The organism is Pseudomonas sp. SWRI154, from assembly GCF_014268645.1.
In the GTDB taxonomy this organism is placed as follows: domain Bacteria; phylum Pseudomonadota; class Gammaproteobacteria; order Pseudomonadales; family Pseudomonadaceae; genus Aquipseudomonas; species Aquipseudomonas marvdashtae.
In genome coordinates this window covers 84,764-99,976 of record NZ_JABWQW010000024.1, presented here as the reverse complement: position 1 = coordinate 99,976, position 15,213 = coordinate 84,764, and the positions used below count along the sequence as shown (strand labels likewise).

General features: G+C 59.8%; 12 protein-coding genes. 2 read left to right on the top strand and 10 right to left on the bottom strand.

The window, feature by feature from the left end; genetic code table 11:
- Positions 1–120: 120 nt before the first annotated feature.
- The 6 genes from HU806_RS20060 to HU806_RS20035 form a co-directional block, all read right to left on the bottom strand.
- Positions 121–822: an ABC transporter ATP-binding protein gene (locus HU806_RS20060; protein ID WP_186613630.1), complete on the bottom strand. Its 702-nt coding sequence runs from the start codon at positions 820–822 to the stop codon at positions 121–123.
- A complete protein-coding gene (gene livG, locus HU806_RS20055) occupies positions 823–1,590 on the bottom strand; it encodes a high-affinity branched-chain amino acid ABC transporter ATP-binding protein LivG (RefSeq protein WP_186613628.1) in 768 nt (255 codons plus the stop codon). It lies immediately after the preceding gene.
- Positions 1,587–2,843: a high-affinity branched-chain amino acid ABC transporter permease LivM gene (locus HU806_RS20050; protein WP_186613626.1), complete on the bottom strand. Its 1,257-nt coding sequence runs from the start codon at positions 2,841–2,843 to the stop codon at positions 1,587–1,589. The genes livG and HU806_RS20050 overlap by 4 nt, the downstream gene beginning before the upstream one ends.
- Complete coding sequence (livH, locus tag HU806_RS20045; protein ID WP_186613624.1) at positions 2,840–3,763, bottom strand: high-affinity branched-chain amino acid ABC transporter permease LivH; 924 nt, start codon at positions 3,761–3,763, stop codon at positions 2,840–2,842. The genes HU806_RS20050 and livH overlap by 4 nt, the downstream gene beginning before the upstream one ends.
- 230 nt (positions 3,764–3,993) lie before the next feature.
- Positions 3,994–5,121: a branched-chain amino acid ABC transporter substrate-binding protein gene (locus HU806_RS20040; RefSeq protein ID WP_186613622.1), complete on the bottom strand. Its 1,128-nt coding sequence runs from the start codon at positions 5,119–5,121 to the stop codon at positions 3,994–3,996.
- A 60-nt stretch (positions 5,122–5,181) separates the two neighbouring features.
- The gene (locus HU806_RS20035; RefSeq protein WP_186613621.1) at positions 5,182–5,430 is read right to left on the bottom strand and encodes a hypothetical protein; all 249 of its coding nucleotides are present in this window, start codon (positions 5,428–5,430) and stop codon (positions 5,182–5,184) included.
- 30 nt (positions 5,431–5,460) lie between these two features.
- Between HU806_RS20035 and HU806_RS20030 the strand changes: the two genes are divergently transcribed.
- Positions 5,461–5,766 (top strand): DUF2288 domain-containing protein, encoded by a 306-nt coding sequence (locus HU806_RS20030; protein ID WP_186613619.1) that lies wholly within the window; start codon positions 5,461–5,463, stop codon positions 5,764–5,766.
- 163 nt (positions 5,767–5,929) lie between these two features.
- Here the strand turns inward: HU806_RS20030 and HU806_RS20025 are convergent, their stop codons facing one another.
- Complete coding sequence (locus HU806_RS20025; RefSeq protein WP_186613617.1) at positions 5,930–8,104, bottom strand: hypothetical protein; 2,175 nt, start codon at positions 8,102–8,104, stop codon at positions 5,930–5,932.
- Positions 8,105–8,295: 191 nt separating this feature from the next.
- Positions 8,296–10,485, bottom strand: a complete 2,190-nt coding sequence (locus HU806_RS20020) for a putative bifunctional diguanylate cyclase/phosphodiesterase (RefSeq protein ID WP_186613615.1) — start codon at positions 10,483–10,485, stop codon at positions 8,296–8,298.
- 289 nt (positions 10,486–10,774) lie between these two features.
- Here HU806_RS20020 and HU806_RS20015 point away from each other — a divergent pair, with 289 nt between their 5' ends.
- On the top strand, positions 10,775–12,124 hold the full coding sequence (locus HU806_RS20015) for a spinster family MFS transporter (protein WP_186613613.1): 1,350 nt from the start codon (positions 10,775–10,777) through the stop codon (positions 12,122–12,124).
- Positions 12,125–12,281: 157 nt separating this feature from the next.
- Here HU806_RS20015 and HU806_RS20010 read toward each other — a convergent pair whose 3' ends face one another.
- Both HU806_RS20010 and pobA read right to left on the bottom strand, forming a co-directional pair.
- Complete coding sequence (locus HU806_RS20010) at positions 12,282–13,817, bottom strand: MDR family MFS transporter (RefSeq protein ID WP_527251159.1); 1,536 nt, start codon at positions 13,815–13,817, stop codon at positions 12,282–12,284.
- Between the two features lie 51 nt (positions 13,818–13,868).
- Positions 13,869–15,059, bottom strand: a complete 1,191-nt coding sequence (gene pobA / locus HU806_RS20005) for a 4-hydroxybenzoate 3-monooxygenase (protein WP_186613609.1) — start codon at positions 15,057–15,059, stop codon at positions 13,869–13,871.
- Positions 15,060–15,213: the final 154 nt, after the last annotated feature.

The following is a 15,213-nucleotide window of genomic DNA, read 5'->3' as shown; positions in this document are numbered from 1 at the left end:
GGATATAGCGCATAAGAAAAATGCCCGTATCTTGCGATACGGGCATTTTCTTCAACCGACCAACAGATTGCTAGGTTTTCACACAGTCTGAGAAGGCCGTTTTTTTCTATCGCGACAGACTCAACCGCCCAAATAAGCCTCGCGTACTTTCGGGTCGGTCAGCAGCGCTTCACCGGTGCCTTGCATCACCACGCGACCGTTCTCCAGCACATACGCCCGGTCGGCGATCTTCAGCGCCTGGTTGGCGTTCTGCTCCACCAGGAACACCGTCACGCCATCCTTGCGCAGCTGTTCGATGATGTCGAAGATCTGCTGGATGATGATCGGCGCCAGGCCCAGTGAGGGCTCGTCGAGCAACAGCAGCTTGGGCTTGCTCATCAGCGCGCGGCCGATGGCGAGCATTTGCTGTTCGCCACCGGACATGGTGCCGCCGCGCTGGGTAAAACGCTCTTTCAGGCGTGGGAAAAGGTGCAAGACCTTGTCCATCTGTTCCTGGAAATCGCCTTTGTCGGTGAAGAATCCGCCCATGGCGAGGTTTTCTTCCACGGTCAGCCGGGCAAACACGCGACGGCCTTCCGGCACCACGGCGATGCTCTTGCGCATGATCTGCGCCGAGTCCTGGCCCACCAATTCCTCGCCCATGTAGCGGATGCTGCCGCTGTGGGCCTGTGGCGAACCGCAAAGCGTCATCAGCAGGGTGGATTTACCGGCACCGTTGGCGCCGATCAACGTGACGATTTCGCCCTGGCGGACTTCGACGTTGACGCTGTGCAGGGCCTGGATCTTGCCGTAGAAGGTGGAAACGTTTTCGAACTGCAGCATTTACGCTTCCCCCAGGTAGGCTTTGATCACTTCAGGATTATCGCGGATCTGTTCCGGCGTGCCGTCGGCCAGGGGCGTGCCCTGGTTGATCACGACGATGTGGTCGGAAATGCTCATGACCAGCTTCATGTCGTGCTCGATCAACAGCACGGTGACGTTGTGCTCTTCGCGCAGCACACTGATCAACGCCTTCAGGTCTTCGGTTTCCTTCGGGTTCAGGCCGGCCGCCGGTTCGTCGAGCATGAGGATCCGCGGGCGGGTCATCATGCAGCGGGCGATTTCCAGGCGCCGTTGCTGACCGTAGGCCAGGGTCCCGGCGGTACGGTTGGCGAACTCGGTGAGGTTGACCTTGTCCAGCCAGTACTCGGCGTACTCCATGGCCTCGCGTTCGCTCTTGCGGAACGCCGGGGTCTTGAACAGGCCGGCAAAGAAGTTGGTGTTCAAGTGACGGTGCTGGGCGATCAACAAATTCTCGACCGCCGTCATGTCCTTGAACAGCCGCACGTTCTGGAAGGTCCGCACCACGCCCTTGCGAGCAATGTGGTGGCCGGGCAGGCCCTGGATTGGCTCGCCGTCCAACAGGATGGTGCCGCCAGTTGGCTGGTAGAAGCCGGTCAGGCAGTTGAATACGGTGGTCTTGCCCGCGCCGTTCGGCCCGATCAGCGCAACCACTTGTTTTTCCTTGACGGTCAGGGCCACGCCGTTGACCGCCAGCAAGCCGCCGAAGCGCATGCTTAGATTTTCAACCTTGAGTATCTCGCGGCTCATTTGCGCAGCTCCATGTGTGGGCGTTGCATAGGCAGCAGACCTTGAGGACGCCAGATCATCATCAGCACCATCAAGGCGCCGAACATCAACATGCGGTATTCACTGAATTCACGCATCATTTCGGGCAGCAGGATCATCACGATCGCCGCGAGGATCACGCCCAGCTGCGAGCCCATCCCGCCCAGCACCACGATGGCGAGGATGATCGCCGACTCGATGAAGGTGAAGGATTCGGGCGTCACCAGGCCTTGGCGAGCGGCGAAGAAGCTACCGGCGAAACCGGCGAACGCAGCGCCCAGGGTGAAGGCCGACAGCTTGATCACGGTCGGGTTGAGCCCCAGCGCACGGCAGGCGATTTCGTCTTCACGCAGCGCTTCCCACGCACGGCCAATCGGCATGCGCAGCAGGCGGTTGATGACGAACAGCGCGGCCAGGGCCAGCAGCAACGCCACCAGGTAGAGGAAGATCACCTTGTTGATCGAGTTGTATTGCAGGCCGAAGAACTCGTGGAAGGTCTGCAGGCCTTCGGCGGCTTTGCGCTCGAAGGTCAGGCCGAAGAACGTCGGTTTCTCGATGTTGCTGATGCCGTTCGGGCCACCGGTGATGTCGGTCAGGTTACGCAGGAACAGGCGGATGATCTCGCCGAAACCCAGGGTCACGATTGCCAGGTAGTCACCGCGTAAGCGCAGGACCGGGAAGCCCAGCAGGAAACCGAAGGTAGCGGCCATCATCCCGGCAATCGGCAGGCAGATCCAGAAGCTCAGGCCGAAGTAATGGGACAGCAGCGCGTAGCTGTAGGCGCCGACGGCATAGAAACCCACGTAGCCCAAGTCCAGAAGACCGGCCAGGCCTACGACGATGTTCAGGCCGAGGCCGAGCATCACGTAGATCAGGATCAGCGTGGCGATGTCCACCGCACCGCGCGAACCGAAGAACGGCCACACCAATGCCACGACGACCAGGCCCAGGACGATCCAGCGTTGGGTCGACGGTAGGGTCAGGAAGTTGCTGGCCTTGGCCGGGATCACCGGCACGCCGGGAGATGCCTTCCAGGCGGCGCTGATTTGCGTGCTGAACAAGACCCGCAGGAACATCAGGACGGAACACACGGCGATAGTCGCCAGGATGGCCGGGCTGGTGCCGTGCACTTCCAGGTTGATGCCGACGATGGTCAGTTTGAGACCGAGTACCGGGTAGGCCACGGCCCAGACCAGCAGGGCGCTGAAGAGCGCCGATTTGAGATGCCTAGTCATACTTTCTCAACCTCCGGACGGCCCAGGATGCCGGTCGGCCGGAATAACAGAACCAGAACCAACAAGCCGAACGCCACGACGTCCTTGTACTGGTCGCCGAAGATGTCGGCGCCAAAGGCTTCCGCTACGCCCAGCACCAGCCCGCCGAGCATTGCGCCGGGGATGCTGCCGATACCGCCCAGTACCGCGGCGGTGAATGCTTTCAGGCCCACGAGGAAGCCGGCGTTGGGGTTGATCACGCCGTATTGCATGCTCAGCAGCACCGCGGCGATGGCCGCCAGGGCCGCACCGATGACAAAGGTCAACGCGATGATGTTATTGGTGTTGATGCCCAGCAGGTTGGCCATCTTGATGTCCTCGGCACAGGCGCGGCAGGCGCGGCCCAGGCGGGAACGGGAGATGAACAGCGTCAGGCCGAGCATGGCGACCAGGGTCACCACGAACACCACGATTTGCATGTAGGAAATCATCACTTCCTGTGCCCCGCCTGGCCCGATGGCAAAGTTGCCCGGGATCAGGTTGGGAATGGATTTGTCCTTGGAGTCTTGCGAAAGCAGAACCGTGTTCTGCAGGAAGATCGACATGCCGATGGCGGAAATCAGCGGGATCAGACGGTTGCTGCCGCGCAACGGGCGGTAGGCAATCCGTTCGATGCTGTAGCCATAGGAACTGGTCACCACGATGCTCGCGATAAAAGCAGCGGTCATCAACAGCGGGACACTGTCGAGTCCCATCATGGCCAGCCCGGCGATGGCGATGAACGCCACGTAGGAGCCAATCATGTACACCTCGCCGTGGGCGAAGTTGATCATTCCAATGATGCCGTAGACCATCGTATAGCCGATGGCGATCAGGGCATACGTGCTGCCAACGGTCAGGCCGTTAACCAGCTGTTGGAAGAAGTGATAGATGTCAGGCATTACAGCGCTCCTAAAAACCTGATACGCATTTCACTGGTGGAGTCATTTTCCCGCCCGGGCCCCGTGGATCTTCATCCACTTCGAACACGAGGTTTGCCAGCGAACCGCTGATGACGGTTTTGAGATTTTCAGGTGGGGAGACTGGCGGATCACGCCAGCGCGGCCCAATACATTTAAAACAAAGCCCACGGCACGCCGTGGGCTTTATTGGCAGTCAGTCAGGCCAGGCCTTACTGAGGCGAAGCTTCGGTTTTGGATTTGCCGAAATGCCACTCGTAAACCACGAACTTGAAGTCCTTCAGGTCGCCCTTCGCGTCGAAGCTCAAGTCACCGGTTGGGGTCTTGAAGGTGCCGGCGTGGATGGCTTCAGCCACTTTTTCCGGGTCTTCGCTCTTGGTGGAAGTGATGGCCTGGGCGATCACTTGCACAGCCGAGTAGGACGGGAATACGAACGGACCGCTCGGGTCTTCTTTCTTGGCCTTGAACGCGTCAGCCAGGGCGACGTTGGCTGGGTCCTGGTCGAAGGATTTCGGCAGGGTCACCAGCAGGCCTTCGGAAGCTTCCTTGGCGATCTGCGAGATCGAGTCGTTGCCCACGCCTTCCGGCCCCATGAACTTGGCTTTCAGGCCTTTTTCCTGGGCTTGACGCAGGATCAGGCCCAGCTCCGGGTGGTAGCCGCCGTAGTAGACGAAGTCGACGTTGGCTTGCTTGAGCTTGGCGATCATCGAAGAGAAGTCCTTGTCGCCGGCGTTCACGCCTTCGAACACGGCAACCTTGGTGCCTTTCTTCTCAAGGGTGGCTTTTACCGCGCTGGCGATGCCTTCGCCGTACTGCTGCTTGTCGTGCAGGACCGCAACGACTTTCGGCTTGACGTGGTCGGCGATGTAGTTGCCGGCCGCTGGGCCTTGGGCGCTGTCCAGGCCGATGGTGCGGAAGATCATCTTGTAGCCGCGCGCGGTGATGTCCGGGCTGGTGGCGGCCGGGGTGATCATGATCACGCCTTCGTCTTCGTAGATGTCCGACGCTGGCTGGGTGGAGCTGGAGCACAGGTGGCCGACCACGAACTTGACGCCGTCGTTGACCACTTTGTTCGCAACCGCGACCGCTTGTTTCGGATCGCAGGCGTCATCGTATTCAACGGCGACCAGTTGCTTGCCGTTGACGCCACCCTTGGCGTTGATCTGTTCGATGGCCATTTTCGAGCCACTGAACTGCATGTCACCGTATTGGGCTACGGGGCCGGTCTTAGGGCCGGCGATGCCAATCTTGATGGTGTCGGCGGCCAACGAATGGCTGGCAACCCCGGCCAGAACCATAGCGGCAAACAGTTTGGAAATCTGCTTAGTAGCCTTAGTCATAGTGCTCCACTCATGCTGTTGTAATTTTTATAGTCCTGGCGCCGTAGCAGCAGAACCGGGTCAGATATCTTGGATATCCTTGCGGAAAATGCCCCCGGCAACTGTACCGGTACAGTGTAGAGCGCCGATTGTTGGCAAGGGAAGCTGGCGCTTGGGGGCAAAACCCGAAGGTGTCGCTTTATTGAAAGAAAAAGACAGATTGGCGGCGGGGTTGGACCGGTCAAATCGGCAATCCTTGGCTTTGCTGCGCTTTTCAATCGGTACTGCAATTGCAACCGGGTTTTTCTGCCAGACCACCGACGTTATCATTCGCGCCGATTTCTTTTCCGGACAGCTCCCATGAATCAAGAACCTAGCACCCTCTATGCCAAACTGCTTGGTGAAACCGCATCCATCACCTGGAAAGAGCTGGAGCCGTTCTTTGCCAAGGGTGCCCTATTGTGGGTCGATCCGGCACTGGATTTGATCGCCGCCGCCGAGGCCGTCGCCCAGGACGAAGGTACCAAAGTCGCTGCCTGGCTGGCCGCCGACCAGCTCGCCAAGCTGTCTGAAACGCGGGCGCTGGATTTTCTCGAACGCGATCCGCAGCTTTGGGCCGTCGTGGTTTCACCGTGGATTTTGATCCAGGAAAGGGCGTCGAATTGATCGACGCACCAAGTTGGTTCGTGTTTTTGCGCTTGAGAAAGTGTGTACGTGAGTAGCGTGATGACAGCCCGCCGTGGCGAAACGCCACAGGGGAGGGTGACGTATACGTAACGGGAACAGTTTATTGAGCAGCCTTTGGGCTGCTCAATTGTTTCTGAATGCCTCAGTAACTCTTGCCAGTATGGTTATTCAGAGAAATAACCTTGGTCTTGCCGATCCGGTGACGGTAGATCTCGCGCAGGTACTTGATCGACTTCTTCACGCAGTCGCGGGACAGGCGGATGTCATTGATCGAGACAAACTTGTCCTTGTCACTGATCAGCTCGCGGTACTTCTTCTCGTACATCGGCTTGATCGCGTACCAGTTGGTGTCGAGGATCTTCGCCGGGTTCTCGAATTCATTGAGCAACTCATCGATGCGTCCTTCATCGAACTCTTCATTGATGATGAAGTCCAGGATCGAGTTGTCCAGGGTGTCGTCGAAGCGGTACGGGTTGCGGGCGAAGCAGCGCTTGATGAAGGCCACGATCAGCGTCAGGAAGTCGTCCGACAGGCACGGGCTCTTGGCGATCAAGGTGGTCAGCGACAGGTTGGCCGAGGCGCCGATCACCAAGGCGTAACGCTTGAGCGTGGTGTTGGGGAACAGGCTGTTGAGGTGGGTCTTGAGCCGGTTCAGGTCCATGTAGGACAGCTTGTAGTCTTTAGGCAGCGAGACGATCGACACCACCGACGAGCAGTTCTTGAAGAAGTGCAGGTCGTGCAGGGCGGCGGCGTCGTAGCCGGAATTCTTGTATTGCTCCAGCGAGGCCCGGTAGCGCTTGGATTCGATGGGCAGCAGGCTGATGCCTTCGATGGCCTGGGTGACTTTGTTGAAGTGCGGCAGGTCGATGGAGCGGAAGAACAGGTCGTCGATGTTCAGGCGCGGCGGCTCTTTCTCGAATACCTTGAACTTGTCGCCGCTCGGCGCCGGGGTTTCCGGGACCACGGATTCGGCGTAGGCAATCGCCACGGGGCCGGCCAGGCTCATGAACAGGTCGTTGGCGTCCAGGCGAATGGTTTCGCCAATGTCGATGCCGGCGCGACGGAAGTAGTTCTGGTCGTAGTCGGTGGTAACGGCCTGGGCCGTCAGGATGTTGAAGATCTGCTGGGAAATGTACTGGTTGGCGTGTTTTTCCATCGCATTGACATCAATGTTCTGGATGTTGCCGTCATCGCTTTCCTCGGCGTAACGCATGATGTCGTTGGAGATCAGCATCATCGCGTTCCATGGACGGATACGGCCCATGACGCTGGCTTCGCTGCTGTCTTCATTGGCGAAGTTGTAGGAGAAATCCCATTCTTCCGAGAGGTATTTGCACAGCAGGCGTCCGGCGTTGATGTGCAGCGCCTCGGACATTTCACTGCGGTGATCGGAAATGTTCGGCAGCACGCAGATGCCGCTGGTGAAGATCGGCTCGAAGACGAAGGAGTGACCGCTCTTGCTGTCGTGCTCGTCCATCGGCTTGGTGTCGAACGTCTTGTTCATGTACGAGTACTGCTGGGCCAGGCCGAACTCCGAGGCCATGCCCGAACCGGTACCGCCGCCGGCGCTGAAGATCGAGAAATACAGGCGCGACTGGTTGGCCTTGATGCCGCAGCTGTCGATCAGGTACGAGTGGATCATTTTCCAGTCGGGGCTGGAGAAACGCTGGGTGTCCTTGTTCAGGATGATCTTGGCCAGGTACTGGCCGAGGATCGGCGCGTTACCGGCGCCGCCGGCATGGACTTCCGACAGGTCCATGATTTTCATTTTGCTGTAGTCGCGCAGGAAACCGCTTTTCTCACCCTTGCGCGAGAAGCGGATGCGTCCGGCGATGTCCTTGTCCAAGTCACCGAGCATGACCAGCGGTTCTACCAAAAACACCGGTTTGCTGGCCTTGCCATGGCCCAGGCGCAGGTTGCGCATCCATTGTGCGGGGCGATAGCCCTTGTCGCCGTAGTTCTTGTCTTCGGCGTTGAATTCGTTGAGGTAGAACTTGCGGGCGTTATAGACCAACTCCGCGACGTCCAGGGCGATGTTTGAGCCGCAGCGCCCCAGCCCGATCAGGCACACCGACGGGAATTCCTGCTGGCCACGCTCGCTCTCGTCGTCCACCAGGTGGGGCGGGCGGGGGAACACGGCATCGCGCAGACCATCGAGGTTATCGAGGATGCGGTCGGTGTTGGTCTCGGTGAAATACAGGTATTGCTGGGTCGCCAGGGATCGCGAGCTGCTCGAAAGCGTAGTGGCTTCGGGGCCATTGGCGGTCGGGCTCAGGGTCAGATCGGAAACCGCAGTGGCTGTTTTTTTGGAGGTCATTGTGCGCCGTATGCCTGACTGGTCGGTCCGACGACCTCTGTCATCGAACCATCGCGGATGGGAACTCGCGTCCTGACGGTCGCGAATGTCGGCCCAAGCATTCAGGGCTGCAACCTGATTAGCGCTCGGGGGAATCTTTTCCTGATCATCTTGGATCGGCCATCGCGCGGCGTTCTTTAATCAAAAAGAGGCTAAATGATGGCAGCGACGGTGTACGTTCGCTTGCGCTGGTCGATTTCGGCCAGCACTGGCCGCAACTCAGCCAACGGTACCGGACGACTGAGCAGGTAGCCTTGAACCAAATCGCAGCCATGGCGCTCGAGGAAGTCGTATTGCTCGAACGTTTCGACGCCTTCGGTGACGACCCGTAAATGCAGCGTATGGGCCATGATGATAATGGCCTGGACGATGTCCATGTCTTGAATGGCCTGGGGAATGTCTTGAATGAACGAGCGGTCGATCTTCAAGGTGTTCAATGGCAGGCGCCTGAGGTAGGCCAGGGATGAATAACCGGTGCCGAAGTCGTCGATTGACAATGAAACACCGAGGTCGCGAATCTGCTGCAGTAATCCCAGGGTCTTGGAAATGTTGCCCATCAGCGCATTTTCGGTCACTTCCAGCTCGAGCCGCTCTGGCGCCACCCCGCTGACGCGCAAGATGTGTTCGATTTCGTTGGCCAGTTCGCCTCTTGCCAGGTTCAAGGGTGAGCAATTCACGGCGACTGTGAGCGTTTCGCAATTGTGGCGGGACAATTCGCCCAAGTCTTCGCAGGCCTTGCGCAGCACCCAGTTGTCCAGCTCGGCAATCAAGTCATTGGCTTCGGCGATGGCGATGAACTGATCAGGCATCAACAGTCCGTGCACCGGGTGTTGCCAGCGAATCAGTGCTTCAAGTTTCGTGACCCGGCCGAGTTTCAGGTCATAGATCGGTTGGTAATAAAGCATTAGCCCGGTGCCTTCGCGCAGGGCATAGCGCAGTTCCTCCTCGAGTTGCAGCTCCAGCATGGCGCGGATTTTCAGGTCCGCGTTGAAAAAATGCAGCCCGTTACGGCCGCTATCTTTGGACTGGTATAGCGCTAGGTCCGCATTTTTCAGCAGTTCCTCGCAGGTCTTGCCGTCACTCGGAAACAAGCTGACTCCGATGCTGGTAGTCATCACCATGCGTCGTCCGGACAACTCGATGGGATCTTTCATTTTGTGCATGATGCGCTGGGCTATTTGCCGCGCTTCTTCACGGTCGTCAAGGCAAATCAGGAGGCAGAACTCATCGCCTCCGAATCGCGCCACCACGGCTTCGTGGCCGACCACCGAAGCCTTGATATAAGTGGAAAGGACCTTGAGCAGTTCGTCGCCGGCGTCATGCCCGAGACTGTCATTGATGCGCTTGAAGTGATCGATGTCGAGGAACATCACCGCGAGCATGCCGCCTTCGTGAGTCTTCTCAATGAGTTTCTCGGCGAAAATCTGGTTGAAACCGCGACGGTTGATCAGGTCTGTCAAGGGGTCATGGTGGGCCACCTGTTGCAGCGACATGCGTGCTTGATCCAGTTCACTGAGCAGGACGTTGACCCGCTGCAGGTCGTGTTCCTTGCGCTGCAGCATCTTGTTCGCCAGTGCGGCGCCAATGCTGCTGCCGATAATCAGCAGGGTCACCACTGCGATCGTAGACCCCAGTTGCAAGTGATAATTAACGCTGGGCTGCGATTGCAGGCTGCCAACCGGCGATACCAGGCTAAGCGCCGCCATCCCGGTGAAATGCATGCTGACGATGCCAGCGCCAAGCACCAGGCTGGCCATGTATTTGAGCAGTTGGTGAACGATGCCGCTGCCGTCGCGCAAGTGCCTGAAAATCAACAGGGCAGCCAGGCTGGCACCGATGGCGATTATTATGGAAAGGACGAACAGGCCGGGTTGGTAGTAGATCGTTGCGTTCGATCGCAGGGCGGCCATGCCCACGTAATGCATGATCGCGATGCCCAAGCCGATCCAGACTGCGGCCTGTAGGTATTGCCAAAAATTTTGATAAGAACGGCTGAGAGTATGCATTGCCAACCATGAAGCGGTCAGCGCGAATAACAGCGAGAGCAGGGTCGTGGGCAGGTGGTAATGGATATCAATCGGCACCTGGAATGCCAACATACTGATGAAATGCATGGACCAGATGCCGCCCGCCAGACTGCCGGCTCCGACCCAGCGCCAGAGTCGCCGGGAGGCGGGTTTTTCCACGTTTCCGACTCGTTCGGTAATGTCTAGCGTGGCGAAGCTGGCCGTGCAGGCCACCAGATAGGCCAGCACCACCAGAAAGGAGTTATGGGAGCAATCGAGTATGACTTGGCCGCTTTCCGGTAGCCCATCCATGAAACGTAAACCAAGCCACTCCATAGCAATATCCTGTCCGTAAGTAATCCAGGCCTGCGAGCTGCATGTTGGTGGACGACGGCGGTTTCAGCCTTCCACAGAATGCGAGGCTGTCTAATAGCACACTAATGCCAACCTTGTGGATGGGTGTGAGAAAGATGAAAAAGCCATTGTGTGGAGGGCCTTCCTTTCATGGGTGGATATCAGCCCTACGAATAGTTACAGACAGCGCCGGCGGGCATGACTAGATTGTCGGTTCCGGGCTCGAACGCGTTGGCATTGAAGCCCAAAAACAATAAAAAGAGACGGACCCATGCAGAACTCGACCCAAGCGGCGAATGCCTGGCGCATTCTGTTCCTGTTGTTCCTGGCCAACCTGTTCAACTTCTTCGACCGCACCATCCCGGCGATCATCATCGAGCCGATCCGCATGGAATGGAGCCTCAGCGACTTCCAGATCGGCATCATCGGTACCGCTTTCACCATCGTCTACGCCATTGCCGGCTTGCCGTTGGGGCGCATGGCCGATACCGGTTCGCGCAGCAAGCTGATGGGCTGGGGCCTCGCGGCCTGGAGCGGGCTGACGGCGGTCAACGGCCTGGTGGGCAGTTTCTGGGCGTTCCTGGTGGTGCGCATGGGCGTGGGCATCGGTGAAGCCAGTTATGCACCGGCGGCCAACTCGTTGATTGGCGATCTGTTCCCGGCCCACCGCCGGGCTCGGGCGATGGGCATCTTCATGCTCGGCCTGCCGCTGGGCCTGCTGCTGGCGTTCTTCACCATTGGCGCGATGGTCAAGGCGTTCGACAGCTGGCGTGCGCCGTTCTTTATCGCGGCGGTGCCGGGATTGGTGCTGGCGGTGTTCATGTTTTTCATCAAGGAGCCCAAGCGCGGCGCGGCGGAAGCCGTGCAGGTGTCTCAGGAAAAGGTCGATCGGCCGGTTCGCCGGGTGTTGGCGGTCCCTACATTCCTGTGGCTGGTGATGGCGGGGCTGTGTTTCAACTTCGCCACTTATGCCTGCAACTCATTCCTGGTGCCTATGTTGCAGCGTTATTTCCTGATGCCGCTGCATGAGGCCGCCGTGGCGACCGGGATCATGGTCGGCGTGACCGGGTTGTTCGGGTTGACCCTCGGGGGCTGGGTGGCCGACAAGATTCACCAGCGCGTGCCCAACGGTCGCTTGTTGTTCGCGGCGTTCAGCCTGGCTATTTCGACGGTCACCACCGCGTGGGCGCTGCATGCCGGGCGCATCGAAATCGGTGTGTTCGTGGCGGTGTTCAGCGTGGGTTGGCTGTTTGCCTACAACTTCTACACCTGCGTCTACACCGCGATCCAGGACGTCGTCGAACCGCGCCTGCGCGCCACCGCGATGGCCTTGTATTTTGCCGGGCTGTATCTGCTCGGCGGCGGCCTGGGGCCGGTGGTGGTTGGCGGCTTGTCGGACTATTTCGCCCACACCGCCATGGCCGCCGCAGGCGTCGACCAGATGACCGAAGCGTTCAAGGCCATCGGCTTGCATGACGCGATGTACCTGATCCCGGTAGCGCTGTTGTTGACCATGGTGTTCTTGTTCCTGGCGTCTCGCTGCTTCGTGCGTGATGCCAAGCGGATGAAAGAGGGAATGAGCGTGGTGGAGGCGCCGGGGGCCGTGGCGGCGACGGCCTAAAGGGATTTTGGGGCGACGATGCTTTTGTGGCGAGGGAGCTTGCTCCCGCTGGACTGCGCAGCAGGCCCAAAAAATCTGAGTCAGACGGTGAAAGATGGGGCCGCTTCACGGCCCAGCGGGAGCAAGCTCCCTCGCCACGGGTTCAGTGTCGTCTTTGCTACCGAGCCTTCTCTTCGCGCCCACGCAACAGGTGATCAGGCATCGCTACCGCTGCCGCCAACCCCAGCAGTGATATAGCCGCGCTGATCATCAACAAGTGCCGGAACGTTGCCTGCAATTCCTCATGCAAGGCGCCCAAGGTCTGGCCCGGTGCGGCGCTGAGGCCGTCCAGCAGGACGTTGCCGGAGTGCCCTTCGCCTATCAGCGCCGAACCGGCGAGCTGGGCCAGGCCCGCCCCCTGCAGCAGGGCCAGCAGCAAGGCCGACATCAGTGCCACGCCCACTGCCCCGCCGAGGGAACGGAACAGGTTGGTAGTGCTGGTGGCCACGCCGATGTCCCGTTGTTCCACTGAATTCTGCGAGCCCACCAGCGACGTGGGAAATTGCATGCCGGACGCAATGCCGCTGAGCAGCATGAACAGGCCGCTGAGCCAGAATGCATCCGGCGGGGTGAATGCCATGCCGAGGATGGCGAGCGGGAAGAGCAGGGCGCCGCTGAGGATCATCGGTTTGTAGCGACCGGTGATCGAGGTGCGGCGCCCGGCGAAATAGGCGCCCATCGGCAAGCCCATCGCCAGCGGCAGCAGATGCAGCGCGGCGCTGTCGGCACCGGCGCCGGTCACGCTCTGGAAGCGCAATGGCACCAGCACCGTCAACGAGATCGCCTGGAAACTGGTGAAGAACACCGTGCACCAGCACAACACCGCGCTGCGGTTGACGAACAGGTGCATGGGCAGCAACGGCTCCCGGGCACGACGTTCGTGCCAGACGAAACTCCCCAGCACGAGCAGCGCACAAGCCAGCAACCCGAGCACCTGGCGGCTGTGCCAGGCATGGCCCTGGCCGATCTGGGTAATGCCCAGCAGCAGCGCGGTCAGGCCGATGATCAGCAAAACGGTGCCCAGGTAGTCGATGATCGGTGTGCGTTGCGGCACGGGCAGCCCCACCAGGCTGCGGCGGGCCACCCACCACGCGCCCAGGCCCAGCGGCAGGTTGATCCAGAACACCCAGCGCCACGACAGGTACTCGGTCATGTAGCCGCCCAACACCGGCCCGGCGACGCTGGCCACTGCATACATGCTGCTGAAATAACCCTGGTAACGACCCCGCTCCCGGGGTGGGATGATGTCGCCGATGATCGCCTGGCTCACGGAAATCATCCCGCCAGCGCCGATGCCCTGGACGATCCGCGCCAGTACCAGTTGCTCCATGTTTTGCGCCAGGCCGCAGAACAGCGAGGCCACGGTGAACAGACCCATGCCGAACAGCATCAGCGGTCGGCGACCGTACAGATCGCCAAGCTTGCCGTAGATCGGCACCGCAACGGTCATGGCGACCATGTAGCCAGAGATCACCCAGGCCAACAGACTCACATCCTTGAATTGCGCGGAAATGGCCGGCATCGAGACCGCGACGATGGTCTGGTCCAGCGCCCCGAGAAAAATCGCCATCATCAGCGCAACCAGTACGCTGCGGATCACGGGTTGCGGGGCTTGGGACGTGTCGAGCTGAGTCAAGGTGAGACCTGCGGGCATCGCGCCGGGGCGGCGAATGGACGGGAGCCCGCAGTTTAAATCGATAGTCGGCTATTCGATAGCCTCATAAGGAAGACCCACATAATTTTCCGCGATGGTTTTTCGGCCCGCCTCGGAGTCGACGAAATACTCCAGCTCCGCTTCGCTGATGCGCTGGTTGAACGCATCGTCCTCGAAGCGGTGCAGCATCGACGTCATCCACCAGGAGAATCGCTCGGCTTTCCACACGCGCCGCAGGCAGATCGCCGAGTAGCGTTCCAACAGATCGACGCGGCCGTCGCGGTAGACCTTCAGCAGAATGTTGTACAAGGTGCTGACATCACTGGCGGCCAGGTTCAAGCCTTTTGCGCCGGTGGGCGGAACGATGTGAGCGGCGTCGCCCACCAGGAACATCCGCCCGTACTGCATCGGTTCGACGACGAAACTGCGCAGCGGCGCGATGCTTTTCTCGATGGACGGACCGGTCACCAGCGTTTGCGCCAGGTCGGCGGGCAGGCGGTTTTTCAGCTCGGCCCAGAAACGCTCGTCCGGCCAGTCGGCCACTTGCTCTTCGGCGGGCACTTGCAGGTAGTAACGCGTTCGAGTCCGCGAGCGCATGCTGCACAGGGCGAAGCCGCGCTCGTGGCGGGCGTAAACCAGTTCCTCGTGGACCGGCGGGGTGTCGGCGAGAATGCCGAGCCAGCCGAACGGGTAGACACGCTCGAAAACCTTGAGTTTTTCCGTCGGGATCGACTGCCGCGCGACACCGTGGAAACCGTCACAGCCGGCCACGTAGTCGCAGTCCAGGCGCCAGGTTTCCCCGGCGTGTTCGAAGGTCACGAAGGGGCGTTCGGTTTGCAAGTCGTGGGGCTGGGCGTTATCGACTTGATACAGCGTTTGGGCGCCGGATGCCTGGCGGGCGGTCATCAGATCGCGGGTGACTTCGGTCTGGCCGTAGACCATGACGTTCTGGCCGCCGGTCAGGCCCTTGAGATCGATGTGCACGCGCCGGCCGCTGAGCACCAGTTCGAAACCGTCATGGGGCAGGCCCTCGGCGTCCATGCGTTGGCCAACGCCGGCCTGGCGCAGCAGATCGACCATGCCTTGCTCGAGCACGCCGGCGCGGATGCGACCAAGGACGTAGTCGGGTGTCTGGCGTTCAAGTATCAGGGTGTCGATGCCGGCGTTGTGCAACAGCTGCCCGAGCAGCAGTCCAGAGGGGCCGGCGCCGATAATGGCGACTTGGGTCTTGAGTGTTTTCATTGTTGTTATGACTCGCAAGGAGCACGCGACCAGGGTCGGTGTTTATTATTAGTAATCCTGGCCTGCATTTTTCGCTTGCGAACCTGTCAATTGAAGGGGAAAACTGCGCTGATACCTGTACTTTCTGCCAATCGGTGCGATTATCGCCCGTAAC

What these genes read in the sequence shown, in the direction of transcription:
- livH (WP_186613624.1), bottom strand. Translation starts at nt 3,763, where the DNA reads ATGCCTGACATCTATCACTTCTTCCAACAGCTGGTTAACGGCCTGACC.
- HU806_RS20035 (WP_186613621.1), bottom strand. Translation starts at nt 5,430, where the DNA reads ATGATAACGTCGGTGGTCTGGCAGAAAAACCCGGTTGCAATTGCAGTA.
- HU806_RS20020 (WP_186613615.1), bottom strand. Translation starts at nt 10,485, where the DNA reads ATGGAGTGGCTTGGTTTACGTTTCATGGATGGGCTACCGGAAAGCGGC.
- HU806_RS20010 (WP_527251159.1), bottom strand. Translation starts at nt 13,817, where the DNA reads ATGCCCGCAGGTCTCACCTTGACTCAGCTCGACACGTCCCAAGCCCCG.
- HU806_RS20030 (WP_186613619.1), top strand. Translation starts at nt 5,461, where the DNA reads ATGAATCAAGAACCTAGCACCCTCTATGCCAAACTGCTTGGTGAAACC.
- HU806_RS20025 (WP_186613617.1), bottom strand. Translation starts at nt 8,104, where the DNA reads ATGACCTCCAAAAAAACAGCCACTGCGGTTTCCGATCTGACCCTGAGC.
- HU806_RS20015 (WP_186613613.1), top strand. Translation starts at nt 10,775, where the DNA reads ATGCAGAACTCGACCCAAGCGGCGAATGCCTGGCGCATTCTGTTCCTG.
- pobA (WP_186613609.1), bottom strand. Translation starts at nt 15,059, where the DNA reads ATGAAAACACTCAAGACCCAAGTCGCCATTATCGGCGCCGGCCCCTCT.
- HU806_RS20050 (WP_186613626.1), bottom strand. Translation starts at nt 2,843, where the DNA reads ATGACTAGGCATCTCAAATCGGCGCTCTTCAGCGCCCTGCTGGTCTGG.
- HU806_RS20040 (WP_186613622.1), bottom strand. Translation starts at nt 5,121, where the DNA reads ATGACTAAGGCTACTAAGCAGATTTCCAAACTGTTTGCCGCTATGGTT.
- livG (WP_186613628.1), bottom strand. Translation starts at nt 1,590, where the DNA reads ATGAGCCGCGAGATACTCAAGGTTGAAAATCTAAGCATGCGCTTCGGC.
- HU806_RS20060 (WP_186613630.1), bottom strand. Translation starts at nt 822, where the DNA reads ATGCTGCAGTTCGAAAACGTTTCCACCTTCTACGGCAAGATCCAGGCC.